Annotated in this window: 21 protein-coding genes; 11 read left to right on the forward strand and 10 right to left on the reverse strand. The window is 57.4% G+C overall.

Going from position 1 to position 21,663, the window contains the following annotated elements; translation table 11 throughout:
- Positions 1 to 61: 61 nt before the first annotated feature.
- Positions 62 to 1,267, forward strand: a complete 1,206-nt coding sequence (locus KIK84_RS14740) for a Do family serine endopeptidase (RefSeq protein WP_214123847.1) — start codon at positions 62 to 64, stop codon at positions 1,265 to 1,267.
- Positions 1,268 to 1,341: 74 nt separating this feature from the next.
- Here KIK84_RS14740 and KIK84_RS14745 read toward each other — a convergent pair whose 3' ends face one another.
- The gene (locus KIK84_RS14745; protein ID WP_214123848.1) at positions 1,342 to 1,629 is read right to left on the reverse strand and encodes a hypothetical protein; all 288 of its coding nucleotides are present in this window, start codon (positions 1,627 to 1,629) and stop codon (positions 1,342 to 1,344) included.
- Positions 1,572 to 2,156 (reverse strand): hypothetical protein, encoded by a 585-nt coding sequence (locus tag KIK84_RS14750; protein WP_214123849.1) that lies wholly within the window; start codon positions 2,154 to 2,156, stop codon positions 1,572 to 1,574. The genes KIK84_RS14745 and KIK84_RS14750 overlap by 58 nt, the downstream gene beginning before the upstream one ends.
- Before the next feature lie 464 nt (positions 2,157 to 2,620).
- Here KIK84_RS14750 and KIK84_RS14755 point away from each other — a divergent pair, with 464 nt between their 5' ends.
- The 3 genes from KIK84_RS14755 to KIK84_RS14765 all read left to right on the forward strand — a co-directional run bounded on the left by KIK84_RS14755 (position 2,621) and on the right by KIK84_RS14765 (position 6,602).
- Positions 2,621 to 3,346: a pectate lyase gene (locus KIK84_RS14755; RefSeq protein WP_214123850.1), complete on the forward strand. Its 726-nt coding sequence runs from the start codon at positions 2,621 to 2,623 to the stop codon at positions 3,344 to 3,346.
- 146 nt (positions 3,347 to 3,492) lie between these two features.
- Positions 3,493 to 5,520 (forward strand): YCF48-related protein, encoded by a 2,028-nt coding sequence (locus tag KIK84_RS14760; RefSeq protein WP_214123851.1) that lies wholly within the window; start codon positions 3,493 to 3,495, stop codon positions 5,518 to 5,520.
- Positions 5,517 to 6,602, forward strand: a complete 1,086-nt coding sequence (locus tag KIK84_RS14765) for a hypothetical protein (protein ID WP_214123852.1) — start codon at positions 5,517 to 5,519, stop codon at positions 6,600 to 6,602. Before KIK84_RS14760 ends, KIK84_RS14765 begins: the two co-directional genes overlap by 4 nt.
- A 33-nt stretch (positions 6,603 to 6,635) precedes the next feature.
- Here the strand turns inward: KIK84_RS14765 and KIK84_RS14770 are convergent, their stop codons facing one another.
- The gene (locus tag KIK84_RS14770) at positions 6,636 to 7,031 is read right to left on the reverse strand and encodes a methylglyoxal synthase (RefSeq protein ID WP_214123853.1); all 396 of its coding nucleotides are present in this window, start codon (positions 7,029 to 7,031) and stop codon (positions 6,636 to 6,638) included.
- 40 nt (positions 7,032 to 7,071) lie between these two features.
- Entirely contained in the window at positions 7,072 to 7,629 is a 558-nt protein-coding gene (locus KIK84_RS14775) for an HNH endonuclease (protein WP_214123854.1), read from the reverse strand.
- 152 nt (positions 7,630 to 7,781) lie between these two features.
- On the opposite strand from KIK84_RS14775, the gene KIK84_RS14780 reads away from it, so the two are divergent.
- The 3 genes from KIK84_RS14780 to lspA all read left to right on the forward strand — a co-directional run bounded on the left by KIK84_RS14780 (position 7,782) and on the right by lspA (position 12,377).
- Positions 7,782 to 8,783 (forward strand): bifunctional riboflavin kinase/FAD synthetase, encoded by a 1,002-nt coding sequence (locus tag KIK84_RS14780; protein ID WP_214123855.1) that lies wholly within the window; start codon positions 7,782 to 7,784, stop codon positions 8,781 to 8,783.
- Positions 8,784 to 8,919: 136 nt separating this feature from the next.
- Positions 8,920 to 11,862: an isoleucine--tRNA ligase gene (gene ileS / locus KIK84_RS14785; protein WP_214123856.1), complete on the forward strand. Its 2,943-nt coding sequence runs from the start codon at positions 8,920 to 8,922 to the stop codon at positions 11,860 to 11,862.
- Positions 11,862 to 12,377 carry a signal peptidase II gene (gene lspA, locus KIK84_RS14790; protein ID WP_214123857.1) on the forward strand — a complete coding sequence of 172 codons (516 nt, stop codon included), beginning with the start codon at positions 11,862 to 11,864 and terminating at the stop codon, positions 12,375 to 12,377. Before ileS ends, lspA begins: the two co-directional genes overlap by 1 nt.
- An 87-nt stretch (positions 12,378 to 12,464) precedes the next feature.
- Here lspA and KIK84_RS14795 read toward each other — a convergent pair whose 3' ends face one another.
- Complete coding sequence (locus KIK84_RS14795; RefSeq protein ID WP_214123858.1) at positions 12,465 to 13,361, reverse strand: hypothetical protein; 897 nt, start codon at positions 13,359 to 13,361, stop codon at positions 12,465 to 12,467.
- Positions 13,362 to 13,471: 110 nt separating this feature from the next.
- On the opposite strand from KIK84_RS14795, the gene KIK84_RS14800 reads away from it, so the two are divergent.
- Positions 13,472 to 14,389 (forward strand): DMT family transporter, encoded by a 918-nt coding sequence (locus KIK84_RS14800; RefSeq protein WP_214123859.1) that lies wholly within the window; start codon positions 13,472 to 13,474, stop codon positions 14,387 to 14,389.
- 20 nt (positions 14,390 to 14,409) lie between these two features.
- Here KIK84_RS14800 and KIK84_RS14805 read toward each other — a convergent pair whose 3' ends face one another.
- From KIK84_RS14805 to KIK84_RS14820, 4 genes are all read right to left on the reverse strand, one after another.
- Complete coding sequence (locus tag KIK84_RS14805; RefSeq protein WP_214123860.1) at positions 14,410 to 15,369, reverse strand: TRAP transporter substrate-binding protein; 960 nt, start codon at positions 15,367 to 15,369, stop codon at positions 14,410 to 14,412.
- 97 nt (positions 15,370 to 15,466) lie between these two features.
- Positions 15,467 to 16,429, reverse strand: coding sequence for a TRAP transporter substrate-binding protein DctP (gene dctP / locus KIK84_RS14810; protein ID WP_214123861.1), 963 nt, complete (start codon positions 16,427 to 16,429; stop codon positions 15,467 to 15,469).
- A 34-nt stretch (positions 16,430 to 16,463) separates the two neighbouring features.
- Positions 16,464 to 17,399, reverse strand: a complete 936-nt coding sequence (locus KIK84_RS14815) for a DMT family transporter (protein WP_214123862.1) — start codon at positions 17,397 to 17,399, stop codon at positions 16,464 to 16,466.
- Between the two features lie 5 nt (positions 17,400 to 17,404).
- Positions 17,405 to 18,295, reverse strand: a complete 891-nt coding sequence (locus KIK84_RS14820; RefSeq protein WP_214123863.1) for a DUF808 domain-containing protein — start codon at positions 18,293 to 18,295, stop codon at positions 17,405 to 17,407.
- 84 nt (positions 18,296 to 18,379) lie between these two features.
- On the opposite strand from KIK84_RS14820, the gene KIK84_RS14825 reads away from it, so the two are divergent.
- Both KIK84_RS14825 and KIK84_RS14830 read left to right on the forward strand, forming a co-directional pair.
- Complete coding sequence (locus KIK84_RS14825) at positions 18,380 to 18,964, forward strand: 3'-5' exonuclease family protein (RefSeq protein ID WP_214123864.1); 585 nt, start codon at positions 18,380 to 18,382, stop codon at positions 18,962 to 18,964.
- Positions 18,903 to 19,373: an SRPBCC family protein gene (locus tag KIK84_RS14830; protein WP_214123865.1), complete on the forward strand. Its 471-nt coding sequence runs from the start codon at positions 18,903 to 18,905 to the stop codon at positions 19,371 to 19,373. The genes KIK84_RS14825 and KIK84_RS14830 overlap by 62 nt, the downstream gene beginning before the upstream one ends.
- Before the next feature lie 18 nt (positions 19,374 to 19,391).
- Here KIK84_RS14830 and KIK84_RS14835 read toward each other — a convergent pair whose 3' ends face one another.
- Entirely contained in the window at positions 19,392 to 19,919 is a 528-nt protein-coding gene (locus KIK84_RS14835) for a GNAT family N-acetyltransferase (RefSeq protein ID WP_214123866.1), read from the reverse strand.
- A gap of 118 nt (positions 19,920 to 20,037) precedes the next feature.
- Here KIK84_RS14835 and ushA point away from each other — a divergent pair, with 118 nt between their 5' ends.
- Positions 20,038 to 21,663 (forward strand): bifunctional UDP-sugar hydrolase/5'-nucleotidase UshA, encoded by a 1,626-nt coding sequence (gene ushA, locus KIK84_RS14840; protein WP_214123867.1) that lies wholly within the window; start codon positions 20,038 to 20,040, stop codon positions 21,661 to 21,663.

Here is a 21,663-nt window from a genome sequence, read left to right on the forward strand (position 1 = left end):
TTTGGCTGAGTGCGCACCTCCATAGCAGCGTTGTTTTTGTTGTTATGGAGGCGTATTCGCGATGTCACATTCCACCATTTCTACTGCAAACAAAGTACCCTCGCTCTACCTCAAGGCCACGGCCATCGGCGTGCTGGCGGCCGCATGCACGCTGGGCGGCTACGCCCTGTCGCAGCACACCAGCCCTGCCAGCGCGCAAGCGGCTACCGTGCCCACCGTTGCTGCCACCAGCAGGGCGGGCATGAATCTGCCGGACTTCAGCAGCATCGTGGAGCAACAAGGCCCGGCCGTAGTGCACGTGAGTATCAGTGGCAAGGTCAAAACACGCAGCCAAGGCAATCCGTTTGGTGGCTTCCCGTTTGGGCAAGTCGATCCCGACGATCCATTCGCAGAACTGTTCCGCCGCTTCCAAGGCCCTAGCCAGCCCCAAGAGGCACCGGTTTCGGGTTTGGGCTCGGGCTTTATTGTCAAGTCCGACGGCGTGGTGCTGACCAACGCCCACGTGGTGGCCGATGCCGATGAGGTGACAGTCAAGCTGCAAGACAAGCGCGAATTCAAGGCCAAGGTGGTAGGCATAGACCGCACCTCGGACGTGGCTGTGCTCAAGATCGATGCCGACAACCTGCCCACGGTGCGCATAGGCAACCCGAGCAGCACCAAGGTGGGCGAATGGGTGCTCGCCATTGGCTCGCCCTTTGGGTTGGACAACACGGTGACTGCGGGCATCGTCTCGGCCAAGTCGCGCACCCTGCCCGACGATGGCTACACCCCGTTTTTGCAGACCGATGTGGCCATCAATCCCGGCAACTCGGGCGGTCCGCTGTTCAACCTCGCGGGAGAGGTCATTGGCATCAACTCGCAGATTTACAGCCGAAGCGGGGGCTACCAAGGCCTGTCTTTCGCCATCCCGATTGACGTGGCCATGAAAGTAGAAGGCCAGCTACTGGCCCACGGCAAAGTGGAACGGGGCCGCTTGGGCGTCATCATCCAAGATGTGTCCCCCGAGGTGGCCAATCTTGCAGGACTCGACAAACCCACGGGCGTGCTGGTGCAGTCGGTCGAAAAAGGCGGCCCAGCCGATAAGGCGGGCTTGCTGCCGGGCGATGTGATTTTAAAGTTTGAAGGCAAGCCACTGGACACCAGCGCCACCCTGCCTGCCTTGGTGGCCGACCAAAAACCGGGCACCAGCATCACCCTATCCATCTGGCACCGCGGCAAACCCAAGGAGGTGAGCGTGAAGCTCGGGGAGCAGAAGGCTAAAGGGTAAGCGCCCCACTAGCCTTGTGCGGCACGCCAACAAAAAAGCGCCCTTGGGCGCTTTTTTGTTGGAAAAACGATTATTTATTGCGGGCAGGTTTCTTTGCCTTCTTGCACCATCCGCTCCAGCTTGGAACAGAACACAAGGCTGTTTCCTTGATTGGGTTTTTGGCTTTGGACTCCAGCGCTCGCGTACATCGGATCAAACAAGAAGTCCATGTCTGGAACATCTTTGAATGCATCGGCTGGTTTGCTGTACTCAATCGCCAAAGCAACTCCGTCGCGAAACTTATCCGCCCACTGAGTGAGCTTTTCTATAAAGCGTTGCTTTTTAGGATCTGTATTGATGGCTGATGCAGACCACTCGGACAAGCGCCCCCCTCAAGCCCTAGCTGCATCAAATTGATGACCATGATCACACTGTAGAAGCGATTTCCCTCTCGAGTATTGAGAATGTCCAACCGCATGGTACCAACTGCGGCATCTGACTTTTGAGAGTCATCCTGTGTTATTGGACGCACTAGCACACAGTTATCAAATACCCCCATGGATTTTTTGACTTTATAGATGATGGTGGGATCAACACTGCTACACACGTTATAGGTGTAATAGCCATTAGTCTCCACCGAATTGATACTTGCGGTCACATACTGCGTGGCAAAGTACCGCCCGTTTATAGACGTAGTGAGCACTGCATTGCCAATCCCTACGTCCATGTTGTTGGTTTTGACTTGACTCGAAGCCACAAACCACTTGCGACCACCTTGGTAAATGGCGCGCCCCCCTGCTACATCGCCAGGTTGTAGAAAGGTTTTGACTGCGTCGTTTGCCCCCTCTTTGGCAAACAACTCGCCTGCCCCAGCGCTTTGCACTACAGCGCAAAGCAGCAAAACCGTCATGCTTTTGCAACTCAACCAGCCATACTCATTTCATACTAATTACTACTAAAAAAAACGTTTCAAAACAGCAAGTGTACGTCCAGCAGAAGCCATTTCCTGTTCACAAAAGATATCGGAATCACAAAAAAAACGTTAGGCAACCCAACTAAAACCGCCCAATTTCCCCACTTTCCTTGCTGTTTTTATTCTCTGAAAGATCAACAACTTACGTTATGAAAACACTCATGACACGATTCATTCACCATGCGTACGTTTACAAAATGTTTCCAAAACAAGTTAATTGATATACATTTTGTGGGCCACCAACACAAACAAGGAGGTATTCACACAAAGCGTCTTAATCCAAACGACCCAAAGCACGTCCACAGTCATACGGCACTGCGGATGGGTGCAGCTAGCAGGCCAAACCAAACAGCCGCCAGCCAAGCTGCAAAGATGATCAATCTCGAACTGAAGAGGGAAATATGAAAAACCTGTCTAAAAAGATATTTGGCGCCCTGCTATTGGGCGGCCTGATGATGGTGTCTCACGCCCAGACGACAACCGTGTCTGGAACCAAAGATTTCGCCGGTGCATCCTTGGGAACAAGTTGCGATGAAGGCGATGAGAACCAAGCCCCTGTGGTGCTGGTCAAGGCCGGTGGCACCGTCAAAAATCTTGTCATCAAAGCCGGTGGCGGTGCGGATGGCATTCATTGCGAAGGCACATGCAAACTGGAGAACGTAGTTTGGGAAGATGTGTGCGAAGACGCGGCAACTGCCTTGGGAGGCTCTGGCACTACCATGACCGTTACCGGTGGCAGTGCAAGCAATGGCGCAGACAAAATATTCCAACACAATGGGGTTGGCGGCGCCGTAAGCATTAGCAACTTCACGGTTAACGGCAGCAACGGCAAGCTCTACCGCTCTTGTGGCAATTGCCCCAAACAAGGCAAGCGCACCGTCAGCATCAGTGATGTTACTGTGAATGGAACCCTGAAATCTGGCATGGCTGCAGTGAACAAAAACTACGGTGATGTGGCAACCATTCGCACAATTCGCTGGAAAAACTGGAGCTCAAGCAGTACCAGCGAATCGAATGCTGCTTGCATTCCATTCAACGGCGTTACCAGTGGCGATGCAGAAAAGTTGCCAATTGCGTGGGATACCACCAATTGCAACGTGAAAAAGTCTGACATCACAAGCTTCTAATACGACCGCGCTTGGACCGATGGGCATGCTTATGCAGCCCATCGGTTTCACGCCTCAATCTTGACTTTGCAAAAATGCTCCAACAAAAAGCAATGGTCATGGTGGTATTTGGGTTGCGACTGCTGCTCGTGCTTGCTTCTAGCACCATGGTTGTACCGACATATGCCCAAACCTCATGGAACGCACGGGTCATCAATCCCACTTGGCACTTGCTGCACACCGATGTCTGCAACTCCGTGTTGACGGCAGGCAGTGATGGCACGATCTGGCGCCTACCTAGCCCATCCGGAGCGGCGTGGGAAACATCGCAAACCGCCCACAATGGGCGCGTGGTAGGAATACTCCCATACCAAGGCAATCTACTGGCGATTGGCACACGCGGTTTGCTCTTGCACTCGCAAGACTGCGGACAGCATTGGACTGACCTGAACAACGCATCCTCAGAAGATCTCTTAGCCGTAGCAAGCGATGGCACCGACGTACTCGTTGCAGGTGACGGGCATCTGCTGCTGCGAGCACGCGCTTCATTGACGACCTGGCAGCAACTTGCATCCCCAGCACTGACCCCACGCGCACTGGTAGCGACACAGATTCGGCACGGAGCCACCCAATGGTGGCTTCTAGACCAGAACAGTGCATTATGGTCGTCCAATGATGCCGGGGAGCAGTGGCACCCTGTCCCGGCCGCCCCCAAAAACGGGGAAACACTCACAGCCAAAGACGGCATCCTTTTCATGGGCACGGGGGATGGTTCCGTCCACATGCAAACACCAGCAGGACAGTGGCGAATTGCCAAAAGCCTATCCCAAGGCACACTGGAGCGTCATGCACTGGACCCCAACGGACTCCTATGGATGTGGGGAAAAGAAGGGGCTTGCGTATGGACAACCTCCACCCAATGGCAGCGCTGTCGATTGCCCACAGGCAGCGGTTTGGTGACATCTTTCGCGGCCACCCCGGACTCTGCGGTATGGGTAACAGCCGCCGAAAATGGTCTGATTTACCGCAGTACCGACAAAGGCCGCCATTGGCATGCGGTGCGAGGCAACGGCGACATTGGAAGAACCATCAATGCGATCGCATGGGACGGTGCGCACCAACGGTTCATTGCCGCAGGTGATGGGGCTCGTTTGTTGGTCAGTAGCGATGCAGGGAAATCATGGAATACGCTGCATACAGCCCCTCCGGGTTACGTCAATGAACTAGAACCACTGGCCAACGGCGATCTGCTGGCAGCAATGAACGATCGCTGGATGGCTCGATCCGCAGATGCAGACAAGGGATGGTTACTGCACCAGTTTGTCGCACTCGACAAACCGGCATATCTGACCCATATCACCCGTGACCCCAACAGTCCGGCCGTGGTGGTCAGTGGCTCTCAAGGGGCCTTGATTTACAGCGCCGATGGTCGACATTGGCAGGCCAGTCCTACTGGCATTGACAGAGGCTACTTGGCCACGCTGATGCGGCCACAAGAGGGCATGCTTTTGCTATTTGGCACGCCACACCATGGTCTGCAAGTGAACTTAGCCACTGGCAATAGCACGGATGTGCCTCTCCCCAATACAGGTACGCTGTATGGCGGATTTCAAGACCCCGAGCGGCACGTTGAATTCCTGCTGGGAGAGCGAGGAACCGTGCTGCAATCGATCCCGAGTAGCGCAAGCTGGCACTCAACCCAAGTGGGAAAACACACACTGCGGGTCGGCACACCGACACCCGATGGCAGTGCACTGCTTGTCGCCGGAGACAGTGGATCTCTGTACAGGGCTGCGTGGTCTGCAAATGGCACCTTAGAGCCATGGCAAGCAGTGGGAGATGGAACAGGCCAATGGCGCCATGTTGTACTGGATCGTGCTCGCAATGCGGTGTGGCTCATCGGCATGAGAGGGGACATGCGGCAATCGTTGGATCAGGGCCTCACGTGGCACAAGATTGCCATGCCCACCCAATCGCATTTGCGTCAGCCTGTCTTCGACACCAAACGTCGTGTCTGGTGGCTCCCTGGCCGTGATGGAACGCTTTTGCGCGGCAACGAGGATGGAACCGAATGGCACACGGTGTTTACCCACACAACCGAGCACCTCAAAGGCGTTCTAGTCCATCCACAAACAGGTCATGTGTATGCGTGGGGAGCGCGCCTTGTCAAAATAACCGAGGAGCAGCAACCATGACAGGCATCCGTACATCTTGGTTGGTATTGCTCATGGCATGCACGCTGGGTGGCTGGTGGCTGTTGTGGGAACCCGCTCCTGAGCAATCGCCTGTGGCGATGGAATCTTCTTGGGAGCCAATTGAACAACTGGCTCCAATGGACTCAATTTCTGACTCCCACGCGCCATTCAACAACACCAGTGCGATGGCACCACCCGATGCATGGGATGTTTGCAGTTTGGGAAAAATCCATTTCAATAACCCAGCAACACCGCTTGGCCAAGGTAGCGAACCCAGCGGGGGATTCGATGCGCTGCCCAACACCGTTGGACGTGATGCGCTGAACCAGCTAGAGGCCCAAACCATTGAGCGCCTAATGGCCGGCACACCGCGTCAGCGCGTAGCCGCTATGGTGATGACCATGCCCTCGCCGCAATCAGCCCCCCCATTGCGTGCGCAATGGGCAAGCGCCATGCTGCAGCAAGCCCAAAACAGCGGAGATCCAGTAGCACTGACATGGGCAGAAGCTGCATGCAGCTATACCGCTGATGGCCCTATGTGCCGACAGAACCTGATCCGCACTCGCATAGCTTTAGATCCCACCAATGGACGCCATTGGCTTGCACTCGCAGAAGAAAACGCCCAACTACAAGACGAAGCATGGAGAGGCTTACTCAATGCCACACACTGGACAGATGACAAAGGCGTATTTCAGTCCTTGGTATACAAAGCCATTCCACTGCAAGCCCCCATGTATCTACGGCGCATGATGGACAGCAAAGTCAACCAATACGAGTCTCAACTACCCCAATTGGGCGAAAGCTTTCTGGTGGATCGCTGCAAGGCTGCAGAGGTCGGCGTCTGTGAGCCACTGGTCCATTTGATGACACAGCCCAGTGCAGGCCTAGACGCATTGGCATCTGCAGCGAATCTTGCGCGCGCCCTAAACTGGTCTGGGCAACGCAAAAAACCCATCGAACAAATGCTGCGGGTGCGGGTGCAGCAAGCAGTTCAAACCCCCTTTGAAAACGCTGACCCACTGTCATGCGACAGCTTGCGCCAATGGGAGTTGCGCAAGCAGCGCGCAGAGTTTGCCCAATAACTCATTAGTAAACCCAGCCCCAACGCAATGATGTCAAGCCCGCAGCAATTGCGCCAACAACAATTTGGCACTAGAGAGGTTGGTGGCGCAAGGCACGTCGTGGACGTCGCAAGCGCGCACCAAGGCATTGATGTCGGGCTCATGGGGCTGCGGAGTCATGGGATCGCGTAAGAAAATGAGGGCATCGAGCTCCCCCACCGCCAAGCGCGCACCTATTTGCAAATCGCCGCCCAGCGGGCCGCTGAGCATGCGCTCGACGGTGAGGCCCACTTCGCGCTCCAAGCGACCACCCGTGGTGCCTGTGGCACAGATCTCGCAGTCCTGTAACTCTGCTGCAAAGGACAGGGCCAGTGCCACCATGGTGTCTTTCTTGCCGTCGTGTGCGACCAGTGCGATACGGCGTTTTGTCGTTGTGTGGCCTGTGGCCATGGGGTCTCCTCGGGTATCAACGCGCCCCAGCAACAGGGCGTCAAATCAGTAGCCGCGACGAACGCGGCACATGCGCCATGAGGAATTCCATTTGGTCGGCCAAGATACGGCGGTTGCGCAAAATGAAGTCTTCCCACAGGCTGGGCACGTAGGGGGTGTACAGCAGGGGCATCTTAGCCTGCTCAGGGGTGCGATTGGCCTTGCGGTGGTTACAAGCGCGGCACGCGGTGACGACGTTCATCCAGTTGTCGATGCCATGTTGGGCAAATGGAACGATGTGCTCGCGCGTCAAGTCGTCTTCGTGGAAGTGATCGCCGCAGTAGGCGCAGACATTGCGATCACGGGCAAACAGCTTGGTGTTGGTCAGACTGGGACGCAGATCGAAAGGGTTTATTTTGGGCACCCCGCGGGTGCCAATGATGCTGTTGACGTGGATAACACTTTGCTCGCCGGTGATGGCATTGTGGCCACCATGGAACACGGCAACCTCGCCACCCGACTCCCAACGCACCTCACCCGCAGCGTAGTGAATCACTGCCTGCTCTAGCGAAATCCAAGACTGGGGCAAGCCCTGGGCCGACAACTTCAAGACTTTCACGCATCGCCTCCATCAACGGTTGAACCAACCACCAACTCCGATCCGTACGCTTGTCACGCGTCGCTGCGTCACAATATACCGTTTTTCCATGACAGACTGCGTTACAGGGCTACAACCCTGTGCTGAGGCTGCTATCAAAAAGATAACAACGCATGCAAGTATTTCGCGGCTTTCACCACCCCGGCATGGCCCAAGCCTGTGCTGTGACGATTGGCAACTTTGACGGTGTGCACCGTGGCCACCAAGCCATGCTGTCTCTGCTCAAAGGAGAAGCGCAGCAGCGCAGCATCCCCAGTTGCGTGCTGACCTTCGAACCACACCCACGCGACTACTTCGCCCAACTCTACGGCAAACCCGAACTGGCTCCCGCCCGTGTGGGCACGCTGCGCGACAAGCTCAGTGACTTGGCCGCCTGCGGGGTAGACCAAGTGGTGGTACTGCCTTTTGATGCCCACTTAGCCCAACAAAGCCCGCAAGCCTTTGTGCACGAAGTGTTGCTAGAAGGCCTGGGAGCCCGCTATGTGCTGGTGGGCGATGACTTCCGTTTTGGCCACCAACGGGCGGGTGACTACGCCCTGCTGGACGCCATGGGCGACGCCCACGGCTTTGACGTAGCACGCATGAACAGCTACGAAGTGCACCGACTCCGCGTATCGAGCTCTGCCGTGCGCGAAGCCCTGAACGAGGGCCGCATGCAAGATGCTGCCCGTTTGCTGGGCCACCCTTACTGCATCTCGGGCCACGTGGTGCATGGGCGCAAGCTGGGGCGCATGCTGGGTGCCAGCCAAGACGGTGCCAGCGACGGCTTTCGCACCCTGAACCTGCGCTTTGCCCACTGGAAACCCGCAGCCAGCGGCATTTTTGTGGTGCTGGTGCATGGCTTGGGCAGCCACCCTTTGCGCGGCGTGGCCAATCTGGGCGTACGCCCCTCACTCGACCCCACCGACGTGAACGGCGGACGCGTGCTGCTGGAAACCCACTGCCTAGACTGGCCCGCCGAGCTGGGCTCGGAGGGGGCCTACGGTAAAATCATCCGCGTGGAACTGCTACACAAACTGCACGACGAACGCAAATACGACAGTCTGGATGCCCTGACCCGGGGCATACGCCAAGACTGCGACGATGCACGCGCTTGGTTTCCCGGCCGAATTTGACTGGGCTGGGAGCCCCACCAAAGTCTCCCCTGCGTACTTGGCCCCGCGCACCTGTTTTGACTAGCCCCGGCTAGACCTGCCATGACTGCCGCAAGAACGACTGAGCGGCAACTTCTGCCCAGCGACGAAAGACCCCATGACTGACGCATCCCATTCTTCTACCAAAGCCGCTCCCAGCGTGTACCGCGACACGCTCAACATGCCCGACACCGCCTTCCCCATGCGCGGTGATCTGCCCAAGCGCGAACCGGCTTGGGTCAAAAACTGGAACGAAGAAGGCCTGTACAAAAAGCTGCGCACCGCACGCGCGGGTGCACCGCTGTTCGTGCTGCACGATGGCCCACCGTATGCCAACGGCAAGCTGCACATCGGCCACGCGCTGAACAAGGTGCTCAAGGACATGATCGTCAAGAGCAAGCAGCTCGGCGGCTATGACGCGCAATACATCCCCGGCTGGGACTGCCACGGTCTGCCCATTGAGAACGCCATCGAAAAACTGCATGGCCGCAACCTGAGCCGCGACGACATGCAGGCCAAGAGCCGTGCGTATGCCACCGAGCAAATCAACCAGCAGCGCGAAGACTTCAAACGCTTGGGCGTGCTGGGTGACTGGGAGCGCCCCTACCGCACCATGGACGTGAAAAACGAAGCAGGCCAGATTCGCGCCTTCAAGCGCGTGATCGAACGCGGGTTTGTCTACCGTGGTTTGAAGCCCGTCTACTGGTGCTTTGACTGCGGCTCGTCTTTGGCCGAGTTCGAGATCGAATACGCCGACAAAAAGAGCGACACGCTGGACGTGGCTTTTGAAGCCAACGATGCCACTGCGCTGGCCAAGGCCTTTGGCCTGAGCCAACTCCCCGAGTCACTGGCCAATGGAAACAAGCAAGCCTTTGCCGTGATCTGGACCACCACCGCGTGGACCATTCCAGCCAACCAAGCACTCAACGCCCACCCCGAGCTGGAATATGCACTGGTAGACACCCCGCGTGGCGTGCTGCTGCTGGGCAAGGCGCTGGTCGAGAAGTGCCTGGAGCGCTACCAACTGCAAGGCGAAGTGATCGCCACCGCCAAGGGCGAAGCCCTGCGCGGCTTGGTGTTCCGCCACCCGCTGTACAGCACGGCAGCGGTCGAGCAAGGCGGCGCGTTCAGCTACAAGCGCTTGTCGCCACTGTACTTGGCCGACTACGTGAGCGATGCCGACGGTACCGGCATCGTGCACTCCGCCCCGGCTTATGGCGTGGATGACTTCAACAGCTGCATGGCCCACGGCATGCGCTATGACCAAATCCTCAACCCCGTGCAGGGCAACGGTGTGTACACCGACGAGCTGCCCCTGTTTGGTGGCCAGCACATCTGGAAGGCCTGCGCCCGCATCATCGAAGTACTGGGCGAGAGCAACCGCTTGATGGCGACACACCCCATCACCCACAGCTACCCGCACTGCTGGCGCCACAAGACGCCGGTGATCTACCGCGCAGCGGCCCAGTGGTTCATCCGCATGGACGAAGGCGCAGGCGTGTTCACCAAGGACAAGGCCCCCAAGACGCTGCGCCAGTTGGCGCTCGATGCGATTGAGCAAACCAGTTTCTACCCTGAGAACGGCAAGGCGCGCCTGCGCGACATGATTGCCAACCGGCCCGACTGGTGCATCTCGCGCCAACGCAGCTGGGGCGTGCCAGTGCCGTTCTTCTTGCACAAAGACAGTGGCGAGCTGCACCCGCGCACCATGGAGATACTCGACCAGGCGGCCGACATCGTGGAGCAAGGCGGCATTGAGGCCTGGAGCCGCGTGGCGGTGCACGACATCCTGAACCAGCCCGGCGATGATGCCGACAGCTACACCAAGAGCACCGACATTTTGGAAGTGTGGTTCGACTCGGGTTCGACCTTCTGGCATGTGCTGCGTGGCAGCCATGCCAAGGCCTACCCCAATGGTGCCTTCCACACCGAAGGCCCCGAGGCCGACCTCTACCTAGAAGGTCACGATCAGCACCGCGGCTGGTTCCACAGCTCGCTCTTACTGGGCTGCGCGCTGTTTGACCGCGCGCCCTACAAGGGCCTGCTGACGCACGGCTTTGCCACCGACGGCCAAGGCCGCAAGATGAGCAAGAGCTTGGGCAACACCGTGGTGCCGCAAGAGGTGACCGACAAGCTGGGTGGTGAAATCCTGCGCCTGTGGGTGGCGGCGACCGACTACTCGGGCGACCTGAACATCGACGACAAGATTCTGGCCCGCGTGGTGGATATCTACCGCCGGGTACGCAACACGCTCAAGTTCTTGCTGGCCAATGTGAGCGACTTCGACCCTGCGCAGCACAGCGTGCCTGCTGACCAGTTGCTGGAGATCGACCGCTACGCTCTGAGTCGCGCTGCGGCGCTGCAAGCGGACATCTTGGCGCACTACAAGGTCTACGAGTTCCACCCCGTGGTGCACAAGCTGCAGGTGTACTGCGCCGAGGACTTGGGGGCCTTCTATCTGGACGTGCTCAAAGACCGCCTCTACACCACGGGCAAAGACTCGCTAGCACGTCGCTCGGCCCAAACCGCGCTGTGGACCATCACCCACACCATGCTGCGCTGGATGGCTCCATTCCTGAGCTTTACCGCCGAAGAAGCCTGGAGCGTGCTGCGCGCCGAAGGCAAGCTGCCCGCCAGCAACCAAGAGAGCATCTTCTTGGACCAATACCTGCAACTGGGCGAACCTGACGCCGCACTGCTGGCCAAGTGGAGCCGCATCCGCGAGCTGCGCGAGTTGGTCAACAAAGAAATAGAAGCGCTGCGTGCGGCAGGCCAAGTGGGGGCGTCGCTGCAAGCCGAAGTGACACTGACCGTGGACGCCAATGACCACGCGCTCTTGAGCAGCTTGGGTGCGGATCTGAAGTTTGTCTTCATTACATCTGCTATCAAATTAATAGCTGGATCAGCACTATCCATCAGCGTTAGCGTCACAAAAGGCACCAAATGCGAGCGCTGCTGGCACTACACCGATGATGTGGGCAGCCACAGCGATCACCCCACCATTTGCGGTCGCTGTGCCAGCAATTTGGCAGGCCCCGGTGAAACCCGGAGGCACGCGTAATGGCTCGCTCTGCAAACAAAACAGGCAGCGGCAAGGCCGGTGCTGCACGCTGGCTGCAGTGGCTACTGCTGTCGGCCGTGGTCATCGTGCTGGACCAGTTCACCAAAGTGCTGATTCTGGGCTACTACCAGCTGGGGGGCAGCACGCGGGTGACGGACTTTTTCAACGTGGTGCGGGTGCACAACCACGGCGCGGCGTTCTCCATGCTGGCCGACCAAAGTGGCTGGCAGCGCTGGTTCTTCACGGTGCTGGGCTTGGCCGCCGCCGGCCTTATCGTCTGGCTGTTGCGCGCCCATGCGGGCCAAAAGCTCTTTAGCGCGGCGCTGGCCTTGATTTTGGGTGGCGCGCTGGGCAACGTGATCGACCGCCTGCTGCACGGCTATGTGGTGGACTTTTTGGACTTCCACTGGCGTGGCATGCACTTCCCGGCTTTCAACTTGGCCGACAGCGCCATCACGCTGGGGGCGATCTGCCTCATCGTCGATGAGTTGCTGCGGGTGCGAAAAAGCAAGTAGACACGCGCAATCAGCGTGTTCTGGCAATAAAAAAGGGCGTCTTGATGACGCCCTTTTTTGCTGTTTTTTGCTGGTACTGGGCCAAGCTTAAAACAAGAAACCTGCCGACAAAATCTGCTCACTCATCCAAATAGTTTGGTCGGCTGAGCCCTGATAAACCGGCACTTTACTCAGGCGACCGTAGGCGAACTTTTGCGTCAGCTCGGCATACCAGGTTTTGTAGAAGGTGTAGCGAAAGCCCACTTCCACACCGGCAGTCCAGCCGTTGAGCTGCCACCAGTCGTTGCTCTTAAAGCAGCAGATGTTCTCATTCTTTGGGCCCACTTCATTGCGGTTGCCCAAAATCACGTTGTCGGCATGGGGCAGCAAAATACCAGCCCCTACGCGACTGACCAACTGCAGCTCACCGGGCTGGTGCTGAGGACCATAAAGGTGGGTGAACCATACGGCGTTGAGCATGATGTGGTTCAAGCCATTGTGCAGCTCGTAGTCGAAATACTGGTCCGTCAGCACTTGGTCGCCACCCGTTAATGGCTGATTGTTTTGGGTACCACTCACCCGCGCCGTCTGGCCAATGGTGGTGTTGTACTTGGTGTGGTCAATGTTGAGCTCAATCGCAAAGGTTTTCTCTGCGTTCATGAACTTGCCGAGACGGGCGTTGTTCTGCGGGGTGGTGAAGTCCAAACTGAACAAGGATTTGATGGTGTCCCCAAAGTTGGCCGGAAAGTCTGTTGCTTGGGCTTGGTGCACCGTAAAGTCATTGCCCAAACCGGGTTGGGAAACGTGGATATCCGACGGTGCGTACTGCTGGCGGCTATAACCCCACGAGAAGTACCAGTTGTCCTTGTCACCGTTTTGAATGGCTTTATCAAAGTTCACCTTGGGGCTGCTGGGTGCATCAGGGGCGGTTTGGGCCTGCGACCAAGAAGGCAGGGACAGCGACACCAAGGCGGCCGCCAGCGTGCATACAAAACGGGTTTTCATGGGGAGAAGGAGCAAGTTCTGGCCGCTAGGGGCACCTACAGCAGCCGAAAAGGTAAAGCGAGCATGATATTTTAACGCTCCCAGTCCTTCAAGCTGTACAGCACCATTTCATGACCTCCAGCAAACTTTCCCCCAGCACGGTAGCCTTGTTGATCATCCCGCCCCTGTTGTGGGCGGGCAATGCAGTGGTGGGCCGCTGGATTGCGCCGCAAATCTCGCCTCTGCTACTGAACCTGTTGCGCTGGGTGTTGGCAGGCATCATCGTGCTGCCGTGGGCGTGGCGGGTGCTGCGCCGTGGCAGTGCGTTGTGGCAAGACAAGTCGTGGTTCACGCGCCTGAGTTTGCTGAGCATTGGTGCCTATAACGCCTTGCTGTATTTGGCATTGCAAACCTCCAGCCCCATCAACGTGACCTTGGTGAGCAGCAGCATTCCATTGTGGATGTTGTTGCTGGGGTGGCTGTTTTTTGGTGCCCGCGTGCAGTGGCACCAACTGTGCGGTGGTTTGCTATCCATGGCCGGGGTACTGGTGGTACTGAGTCGCGGGGATTGGCAAGTGCTGCTGCACCTCAAATTGGTGGCAGGTGATGGCTTTGTGTTGGCCGCTGCGATTGCGTGGGCCATCTATAGCTGGATGTTGGCCAAACCCAGCGAGGCATCGCAACCAGTGCGCGCCCAGTGGGCCGACTTTCTGCTGGGCCAAATTGTCTTTGGACTTGGATGGTGTGCGCTCAGTGCGGGCGGCGAGTGGGCAATGGGCGCCAGCGTATGGCAGCCCAGTTGGGGGTTGTGGTTGGCGCTGGCCTACATCGCGGTGGGACCTGCTGTTCTGGCCTATGCCTTGTGGGGCTTGGGGGTGAAGCGGGCCGGCCCAGCTGCAGCCAGCTTGTTTATCAACCTCATGCCCTTGTTCACCGCTTTGCTCTCCCTGCTACTGCTGGGCGAACACCCACAGCTCTACCACGGCACCGCGTTTGTGCTGCTGGTGGCGGGCATTGTGCTGTCCTCGCTCCAATCCAGTCGCCCATGAGCCGAGGGCGACCACGGGACTCACTGTGTCAGCACCATAAAGACTTCGGTTTGGTAGTCGGACTTTTTCAGGTAGTCGTTGAACAGCGGGGCCAACCGTTTGTACAGCACCGATGCATCGCCTGCTGGCGCGAATTGCGTGCCTTGCTTGGTGGCTGCTTGGCGGGCACTCTCAACTTTGGCCGTCCAGCGCTCGCGCATAAACAGTGCAGATTGGCGTCCAGCGTCCATCACTGCGGTTTGATCGGCAGGAGAGAGCTTGGCCCACGCTTGCTGGGACAGCGCCAAAACCTCGGGTGCTACCGTGTGGTTGGTGAGGTAGACGTACTTGGCCAGCTTCATATGCCCCGTGCTTTCGTACGATGGCAGGTTGTTTTCAGCGCAATCGATCTTGCCATCACGAAAAGCATCGGCCACTTCCTTGAATGGAATCACCACCGGATCGCCCCCCAGTAGCTTGACCATGCTGATCGCCGTTTGGGACTGCTGCACACGGATGCGCTGCCCCATCAAATCTTTGGGCACCCGCACAGGTTTCACGCAGTAAAAAGAGCGTGCTCCACCGTCGTACCACCCCAGCACGACAATCCCGGCTTTGCGCAACTTGTCTTCAATGCGCTTGCCCAAAGCACCATCCATATGCTGGAACATATGCTGCGAATCTCGGAACAAAAATGGCCGGGTCAGGACATTGACCTCGGGCACGATGTCGGCCATGGGAGCCAAGTTGAACTCGCCAGCGTCGACTTCCCTCGTCTTGAGCATTTGCACAGCCTTGGGCTGATCACCCAATACACCGTTGTTAAAGAGCTTGATGCGAACGCGGCCTTGGGTCTGGGCTTGCACCTTGCTGGCAAAATTCTCCAAAGCTTCGGTGACTGGATAGCCCTCGGGGTGGATGTTCCACACCTTCAACTCCACCTGCGCAATGGCTTGGGAGCAAACCATGCCGAGCAGGAGAGAGGCGATGAATTTCTGCATGCGAAGTACCTCTGGTACACAAAGCAGCAGTATCGCAAACCCCCACCTCCGCTCGGGTAAACCCGAGGGAAATTGTCGCTTAATTGTTACAAAACAATTACTGCGACAGCACCATAAAGACCTCGGACTGGTAATCCGACTTTTGCAAATACTCGTTGAACAACGGCCCCAATCGCTTGAACAGCACAGAGGCATCCCCCATGGGCGCAAATTGCGAGCCTTGCTTGAGTGCGGCTTGGCGCGAGGTTTCCACCCGGGCATTCCAGCGCTCGCGCATGAAAAGCGCCGACTGACGGCCAGCCTCCATCACGGCCACTTGGTCTTGGGGGGAGAGTTTTTTCCATGAGGAGGCCGTGATAGCCAACACTTCGGGAGCGACGTTGTGGTTAGTCAGGTAGACATACTTGGCCAGCTTCATGTGCCCAGTCGATTCGTAGGAAGGCATGTTGTTCTCGGCGCAATCAATCTTGTCATCCTTGAAGGCGTCGTACACATCCTTGAACGGCAGGACAACTGGCGTTCCCCCCAACAACTCCACCATCTTGATAGCCGCCTTGGCTTGGCCGACGCGGATGCGCTGGCCCACCAAATCTTTGGGGGTTCGTACGGGTTTGACGCAATAAAAAGAGCGAGAACCACCGTCGTACCACCCCAAAACCACGTAACCGGCTTTGAGCAATTTTTCTTCTATCCGCTTGCCCAAAGCCCCATCGATATTGGAAAACATGTGCTTAGAGTCGCGAAACAGAAATGGGCGTGACAGCACATTGACTTCTGGCACAGCATCGGCCAAGGGGCCTATGCTGAATTCACCTGCATCCAACTCACCCGCTTTGAACATTTGGATGGCTTTAGGCTGATCACCCAAAACGGCGTTATTGAATAACTTGAACTTCACCCGGCCTTGCGTTTGGGTTTGCACACGGCCTGCGAAATTTTCCAATGCCTCGGTAACGGGATAGCCTTCGGGGTGAATATTCCACAGACGAAATTCCACCTGCGACCAAGCCTGAGAGCACCACAGCACCAGTGGCACCACACTCCACATTGTTTTTTTCATGGGTGACGCAACATTCAATAGGGTTGCGGGGGCCTCAACCTTTGCGGCTAACCACAAACACCCCCAAGAGCACCAATGTAGTTCCAGCCAACACCCATGGGGTAAGCGCCTCTCCCAATAGCCAAGCGGACAAGAAAAGAGTAGACATGGGGCCGATCATGCCCATTTGCGCCGCCAAGCCCGCCCCCACACGCTCAATCGCTAGCATGACCAACAGCACGGGCAACACGGTGCACACGGTGGCATTGAGCACTGACAAACCCCATACGGCGCTGGGGATGGCGGCCAAGCTTCCCAATGGCCGCAAGAGTACAAACTGGAGCAAGCACAACAAGCACGCCACCGAGGTGGCCAAACCGGCCAAACGCAAAGATCCCAGTCGCTGTACCAGCTGTCCGCTGTAGCCAAGATACAACGCATAACTGATAGCGCTACCCAACACCAGCAGCATACCGAGCCACACGTTGTCACCTTTGAACGACACTTCGTGTCCAAAAACCAAGACCACCCCAGCGTAACTGAGCGCCATCCCCACCCAAGCAGCGGGCGCGATGCGCCGCCCCCAGAACAGCGCACCCAGCACCAATACGAGAGTGGGATTCAAGTACAAGACCAAGCGTTCCAAGGATGCCGAGATGAACTGCAAACCCGCAAAGTCCAAGAAACTGGCCAAGTAGTAGCCCGTAAACCCGAGCCATAACACCCCCAGCCAGTCTTTGCGTGTTAGCGCGGCCAGCACCTGCCCACGGCGGCGCGCCTGCCGATGCGCCCACCACACCAAGGCGGTAAAGCACGGTAAAGCGAACACCATGCGCAGCATGATGAGCGTCACCGCATCGACACCATGCTGGTAGGCCAACTTGACAATGATGGCCTTGCCACTGAACGCAATAGCCCCCACAGCCGCCATCAGGATGCCAAGAGTCGTTCCGCTTGCTATATTTTTAGTAGCGGCTTGAGCAATACCCATAAGGCTTAGCGCTTATTTTTGGACATAAACCGCTGCACAACCGTCCAGACCAACACCAGCACGGCACCGCACACGACGCCCAAACCACCTTGAATCAGCCAACTCCAACTGCCCTCCAGCATGGCGTGGGGCAAACCAGGCAAACCATGGGCCAAGATGCCACCACCGACCAAGAACATGGCCGCCGTACCCACAACGGTGAGGCCCTTCATCAACACTGGAGCCGCATTGACCAAGCCTGCCCCGAAGCTGCGCACCCAAGCGGGGGCAGACTCACGGCGCATCAGCAGTAGCCCCATGTCGTCGAGCTTGACGATGGCCGCCACCAAACCATACACCCCCACCGTCATCAGCATTGCAACACCAGAGAGCACCGCCAGCTGGGTTAGCCAATTGGAGTCCTGCACGGTGCCCAGCGTGATGGCAATGATTTCTGCCGACAAGATGAAGTCGGTACGGATCGCCCCTTTGACCTGCTCTTTCTCCAAAGCGCGCAGGTCAGCGGCAGGATCAGTGAGCGCAGCCATCAGAGTGCTGGCATGCTCATCATCCTCCTGTGCGGTGTGCAGCCAACGGTGCGCAACCTTTTCGAATCCTTCGAAACACAAAAAAGCGCCTCCCAGCATCAGCAAAGGCACAATGGCCTGAGGGAGTAAGGCGCTCAGCAGCAGCGCTAGGGGTACCAGCATGGCTTTGTTCCACAGAGAACCTTTACCAACCGCCCACACCACGGGCAACTCTCGCTCGGCGCGAATCCCGCTGAGCTGCTGCGCATTGAGCGCCAAGTCATCCCCCAAAACACCTGCCGTTTTTTTGGCCGCCACCTTGGACAGCAATGCCACGTCATCCAAGATGGTGGCAATATCATCTAACAACACCAAAAGGCTAGCAGCCATACACATTCTCCTTGTCAAAGGGCATTGTCGCAGCCCCCGCGCAAACCCCAGTGGATTGGGCCTAATGCTTGCTACAGAATGGACATGACTAGCATGCAGCACAGCGACCTGCCGACCATTTTGGACATTGAAGCTTCTGGTTTGGGTAAAGGCAGTTATCCGATAGAGGTGGGATACGTACTGCCCAATGGCAGCGCCTATTGCACCCTGATAGCACCGCAACCCGAATGGACACAATGGGACAAACAAGCTGCTGGACTGCATGGCATAGGCCGTGAACAAATTGAGCGCTGCGGAAAACCGGTGCAGGAAGTGGCCCAACACCTCAACACCGTACTGGCAGGACAAACCGTGTACACCGATGCATGGGCCAATGATTACAGCTGGCTCAATGCCTTGTTTGAAGCGGCCAATGCCCAACCCCGGTTCAAACTGGAGAGCCTGCGCTCACTGCTCACGGAAGAGCAAGCCGCTGTATGGCACAGCATCAAAGAACAAGTGCAACACGAGACTGCACTGGTACGACACCGGGCCAGCACCGACGCCAAGCTGTTGCAACTGACGCTGCAACGCCTGCGCCGACAAGCCCCTATAACGAGGAGACAACATGGCGATGACCTTGCATATGGAGTTGGGTTACGAATTGACCGTGCGCGCGCCAGCGGATGAAGTATTCCAAGTCTTGGCCGATGTGCCCGCCAGCGCCAGCCTGTTTCCACGCTTGCACCAACTGGAAGACTTGGGCAATAACCGCTACCGCTGGGTGTTAGAGCGCATAGGCATTGCCTCAGCAAGCCTGCAGCCTGTGTATGCCAGCACCTACCACGCCGACCCCGACAAAGGCACCGTGCACTGGACGCCCATTGCAGGAGAAGGCAACGCCTTGGTGTCAGGTACTTGGACGGTCAGTCCCAAAGGCACTGGCACGCAACTGGAGCTGGACTTGGAAGGGGATTTCACGCTGCCCTTTCCGAGCCTCATGAAAAATGTGATCGGCCCCATTTCTGAGGCCGAATTTGAAAAGCAAATCGAACAGTACATCGCCAACCTTGCGCAACGCTTTGGCGGCGAAGCCTGATCGACTTGCGCAGGACGATTAGCTCAGCGAACGCTTGAGGCGGATTTCTTCGATCTTGCTCAAACCCACGGCCACGGTTTTGGCCGAGTTGAGTTCGCGCTTAAAACCAGCCAGCTCAAAAAAGCGCAGGGCACGTTCATTGCCCAAAGGAACCCACACGCTGACGTTGGAGCAGCCTTCGTCTTGCAGGCCTTCACGGGCTGCATCCCACAAAGACAGACCAACGCCACGGTCCCAATGGCTGGGGTTGACGTAGAGCGCCCACACCTCGCCCATGGTGGGTGGGGTGCCTTTGTCGCGTGAACGGTCAAACCCCACAAAGCCGACGATCTTGTCATCGTCAATGGCCACTTGCACTTGGGGTTCGGCGTACTCAATGGCCTCACGCCAGTAAGCTTGGCGCTTTTCCAGTGGCATCACGGGCAGGGGCGCATCCCCCAGCATGGTTTTATAGGCTTCGCGGATGGTTTGGTTTTGCAATTCGGCGATGGCTTTGGCATCGCGCAGGGTAGCGGGTCGAACCTTATAGCTGGTCGTACTTGTCATGTTGCAACTGAAACGAAACGGGGGTCAGAAATTTCGGAAAAAGACAGCGATTGTCGCAGTTTTCTAAAACACTCTGCTAGCCCCCTGCGCAAGGGGGTAAGTTTGATATAACCCGAGTATGCGCACCTACACCCTACTCCCCCTGACAGCAGCCCTTGTTTTGGTGGCGTGCTCCCCACTGACACCCGTCCACCACAAGACCTACCAACTGACCATTTTGCACACCAACGACCACCATGGTCGGTTCTGGCAAAACAGCAATGGCGAATACGGTATGGCAGCCCGCAAAACGGTGATCGACCAAATTCGCCAGGAAGTAGCAGCACAAGGCGGCTACACACTGCTGCTCGATGGGGGCGATGTGAATACCGGCGTACCTGAATCCGACATGCAAGATGCAGTGCCCGACTTCAAGGGCATGAACCTGCTGGGCTACGACGCCATGGCCGTAGGCAATCACGAATTTGACAAGCCCATCAGCGTGCTGGAAATGCAGCGCAAACTGGCCAATTTCCCCATGCTGTCGGCCAACATTTACCGTGGTGAGCAACGCATGTTTGCGCCTTACAAGATGTTCAACCTAGACGGCCTGCGCGTGGCCGTATTGGGCTTGACCACCGAAGACACCCAGCGCATGGTCAGCCCCGAAAATGTGCAAGGCATCGAGTTCCGCAAGCCGCAAGCCGAAGCGGCCGCCTTGGTTCCCGAACTGCGCACCAAAGCCGATGTAGTGATCGCAGCTACCCACATGGGGCACTACGAAAATGGCAACCATGGCACCCAAGCAGAAGGCGATGTGGAACTGGCACGCGCCGTCAAGGGGCTGGACATGATTGTGGGAGGACACACGCAAAACCCAGCCTGCATGAAGGCCGAGAATGTGCTGGACCGCGCCTACGTGCCAGGCACCCCTTGCCAACCCGATCGCCAAAATGGCACTTGGATTGTGCAAGCACACGAATGGGGTAAATACGTGGGGCGCGCTGACTTCACCTACCGCGATGGTGTATTCACACTGGTCAAATACCAGCTTATCCCCATCAACCTCAAACGCAGCGTGACGGGTGCCGATGGCAAGCCACAGCTGCAGACCTACACAGCGCCTATTGCAGAAAACACCGACATGCTGGCCTTGCTCAAACCCTACCAAGAGCACGGCCAAGCTTTGCTGTCCCAACCTGTAGGCAGCGCCGATGCCCGCATCGAGGGAGATCGCTCGGTAGTGCGCAACCAACCAGCCGCATTGGGTGTACTGATTGCTCGCTCCATGATGGAGAAAACGGGAGCCGACTTGGCCATCGTCAACTCCGGGGGTGTGCGCGACTCTTTGCCTGCCGGTCAGCTCACCTACCGCCACGTACTGACCGTGCACCCCTTTGGCAACACGATCGGTGTGGCACGCCTGTCAGGCCAAGAGCTGCTGGACTACCTCCATGCTGCCGTGCGCATGTCGCCCGGATCGGGGGCCTTCCCGCAGTTTGCGGGGGTAGAACTGGTCATTGAGGCAGGCAAAGTGCAAAGTGCCCGCATTGCTGGAAAAGCACTAGACTTGCAAGCCAGCTACCAATTGGCCATTAACAACTTCATGGCCCAAGGTGGCGATGGCTACCCGAAACTGCAGCAACACCCAAGTTACCGCGATACTGGCTTTGTCGATGCCGATGTGCTGCGCGCCTATATCCAAAAACACAGCCCTCTCAAAGCGGCCGACTACGCACCAGGCAATGCGGTGGTGCGTCGCTAA

Source organism: Curvibacter sp. CHRR-16 (assembly GCF_018474005.1).
Taxonomy (GTDB): domain Bacteria; phylum Pseudomonadota; class Gammaproteobacteria; order Burkholderiales; family Burkholderiaceae_C; genus Allorhodoferax.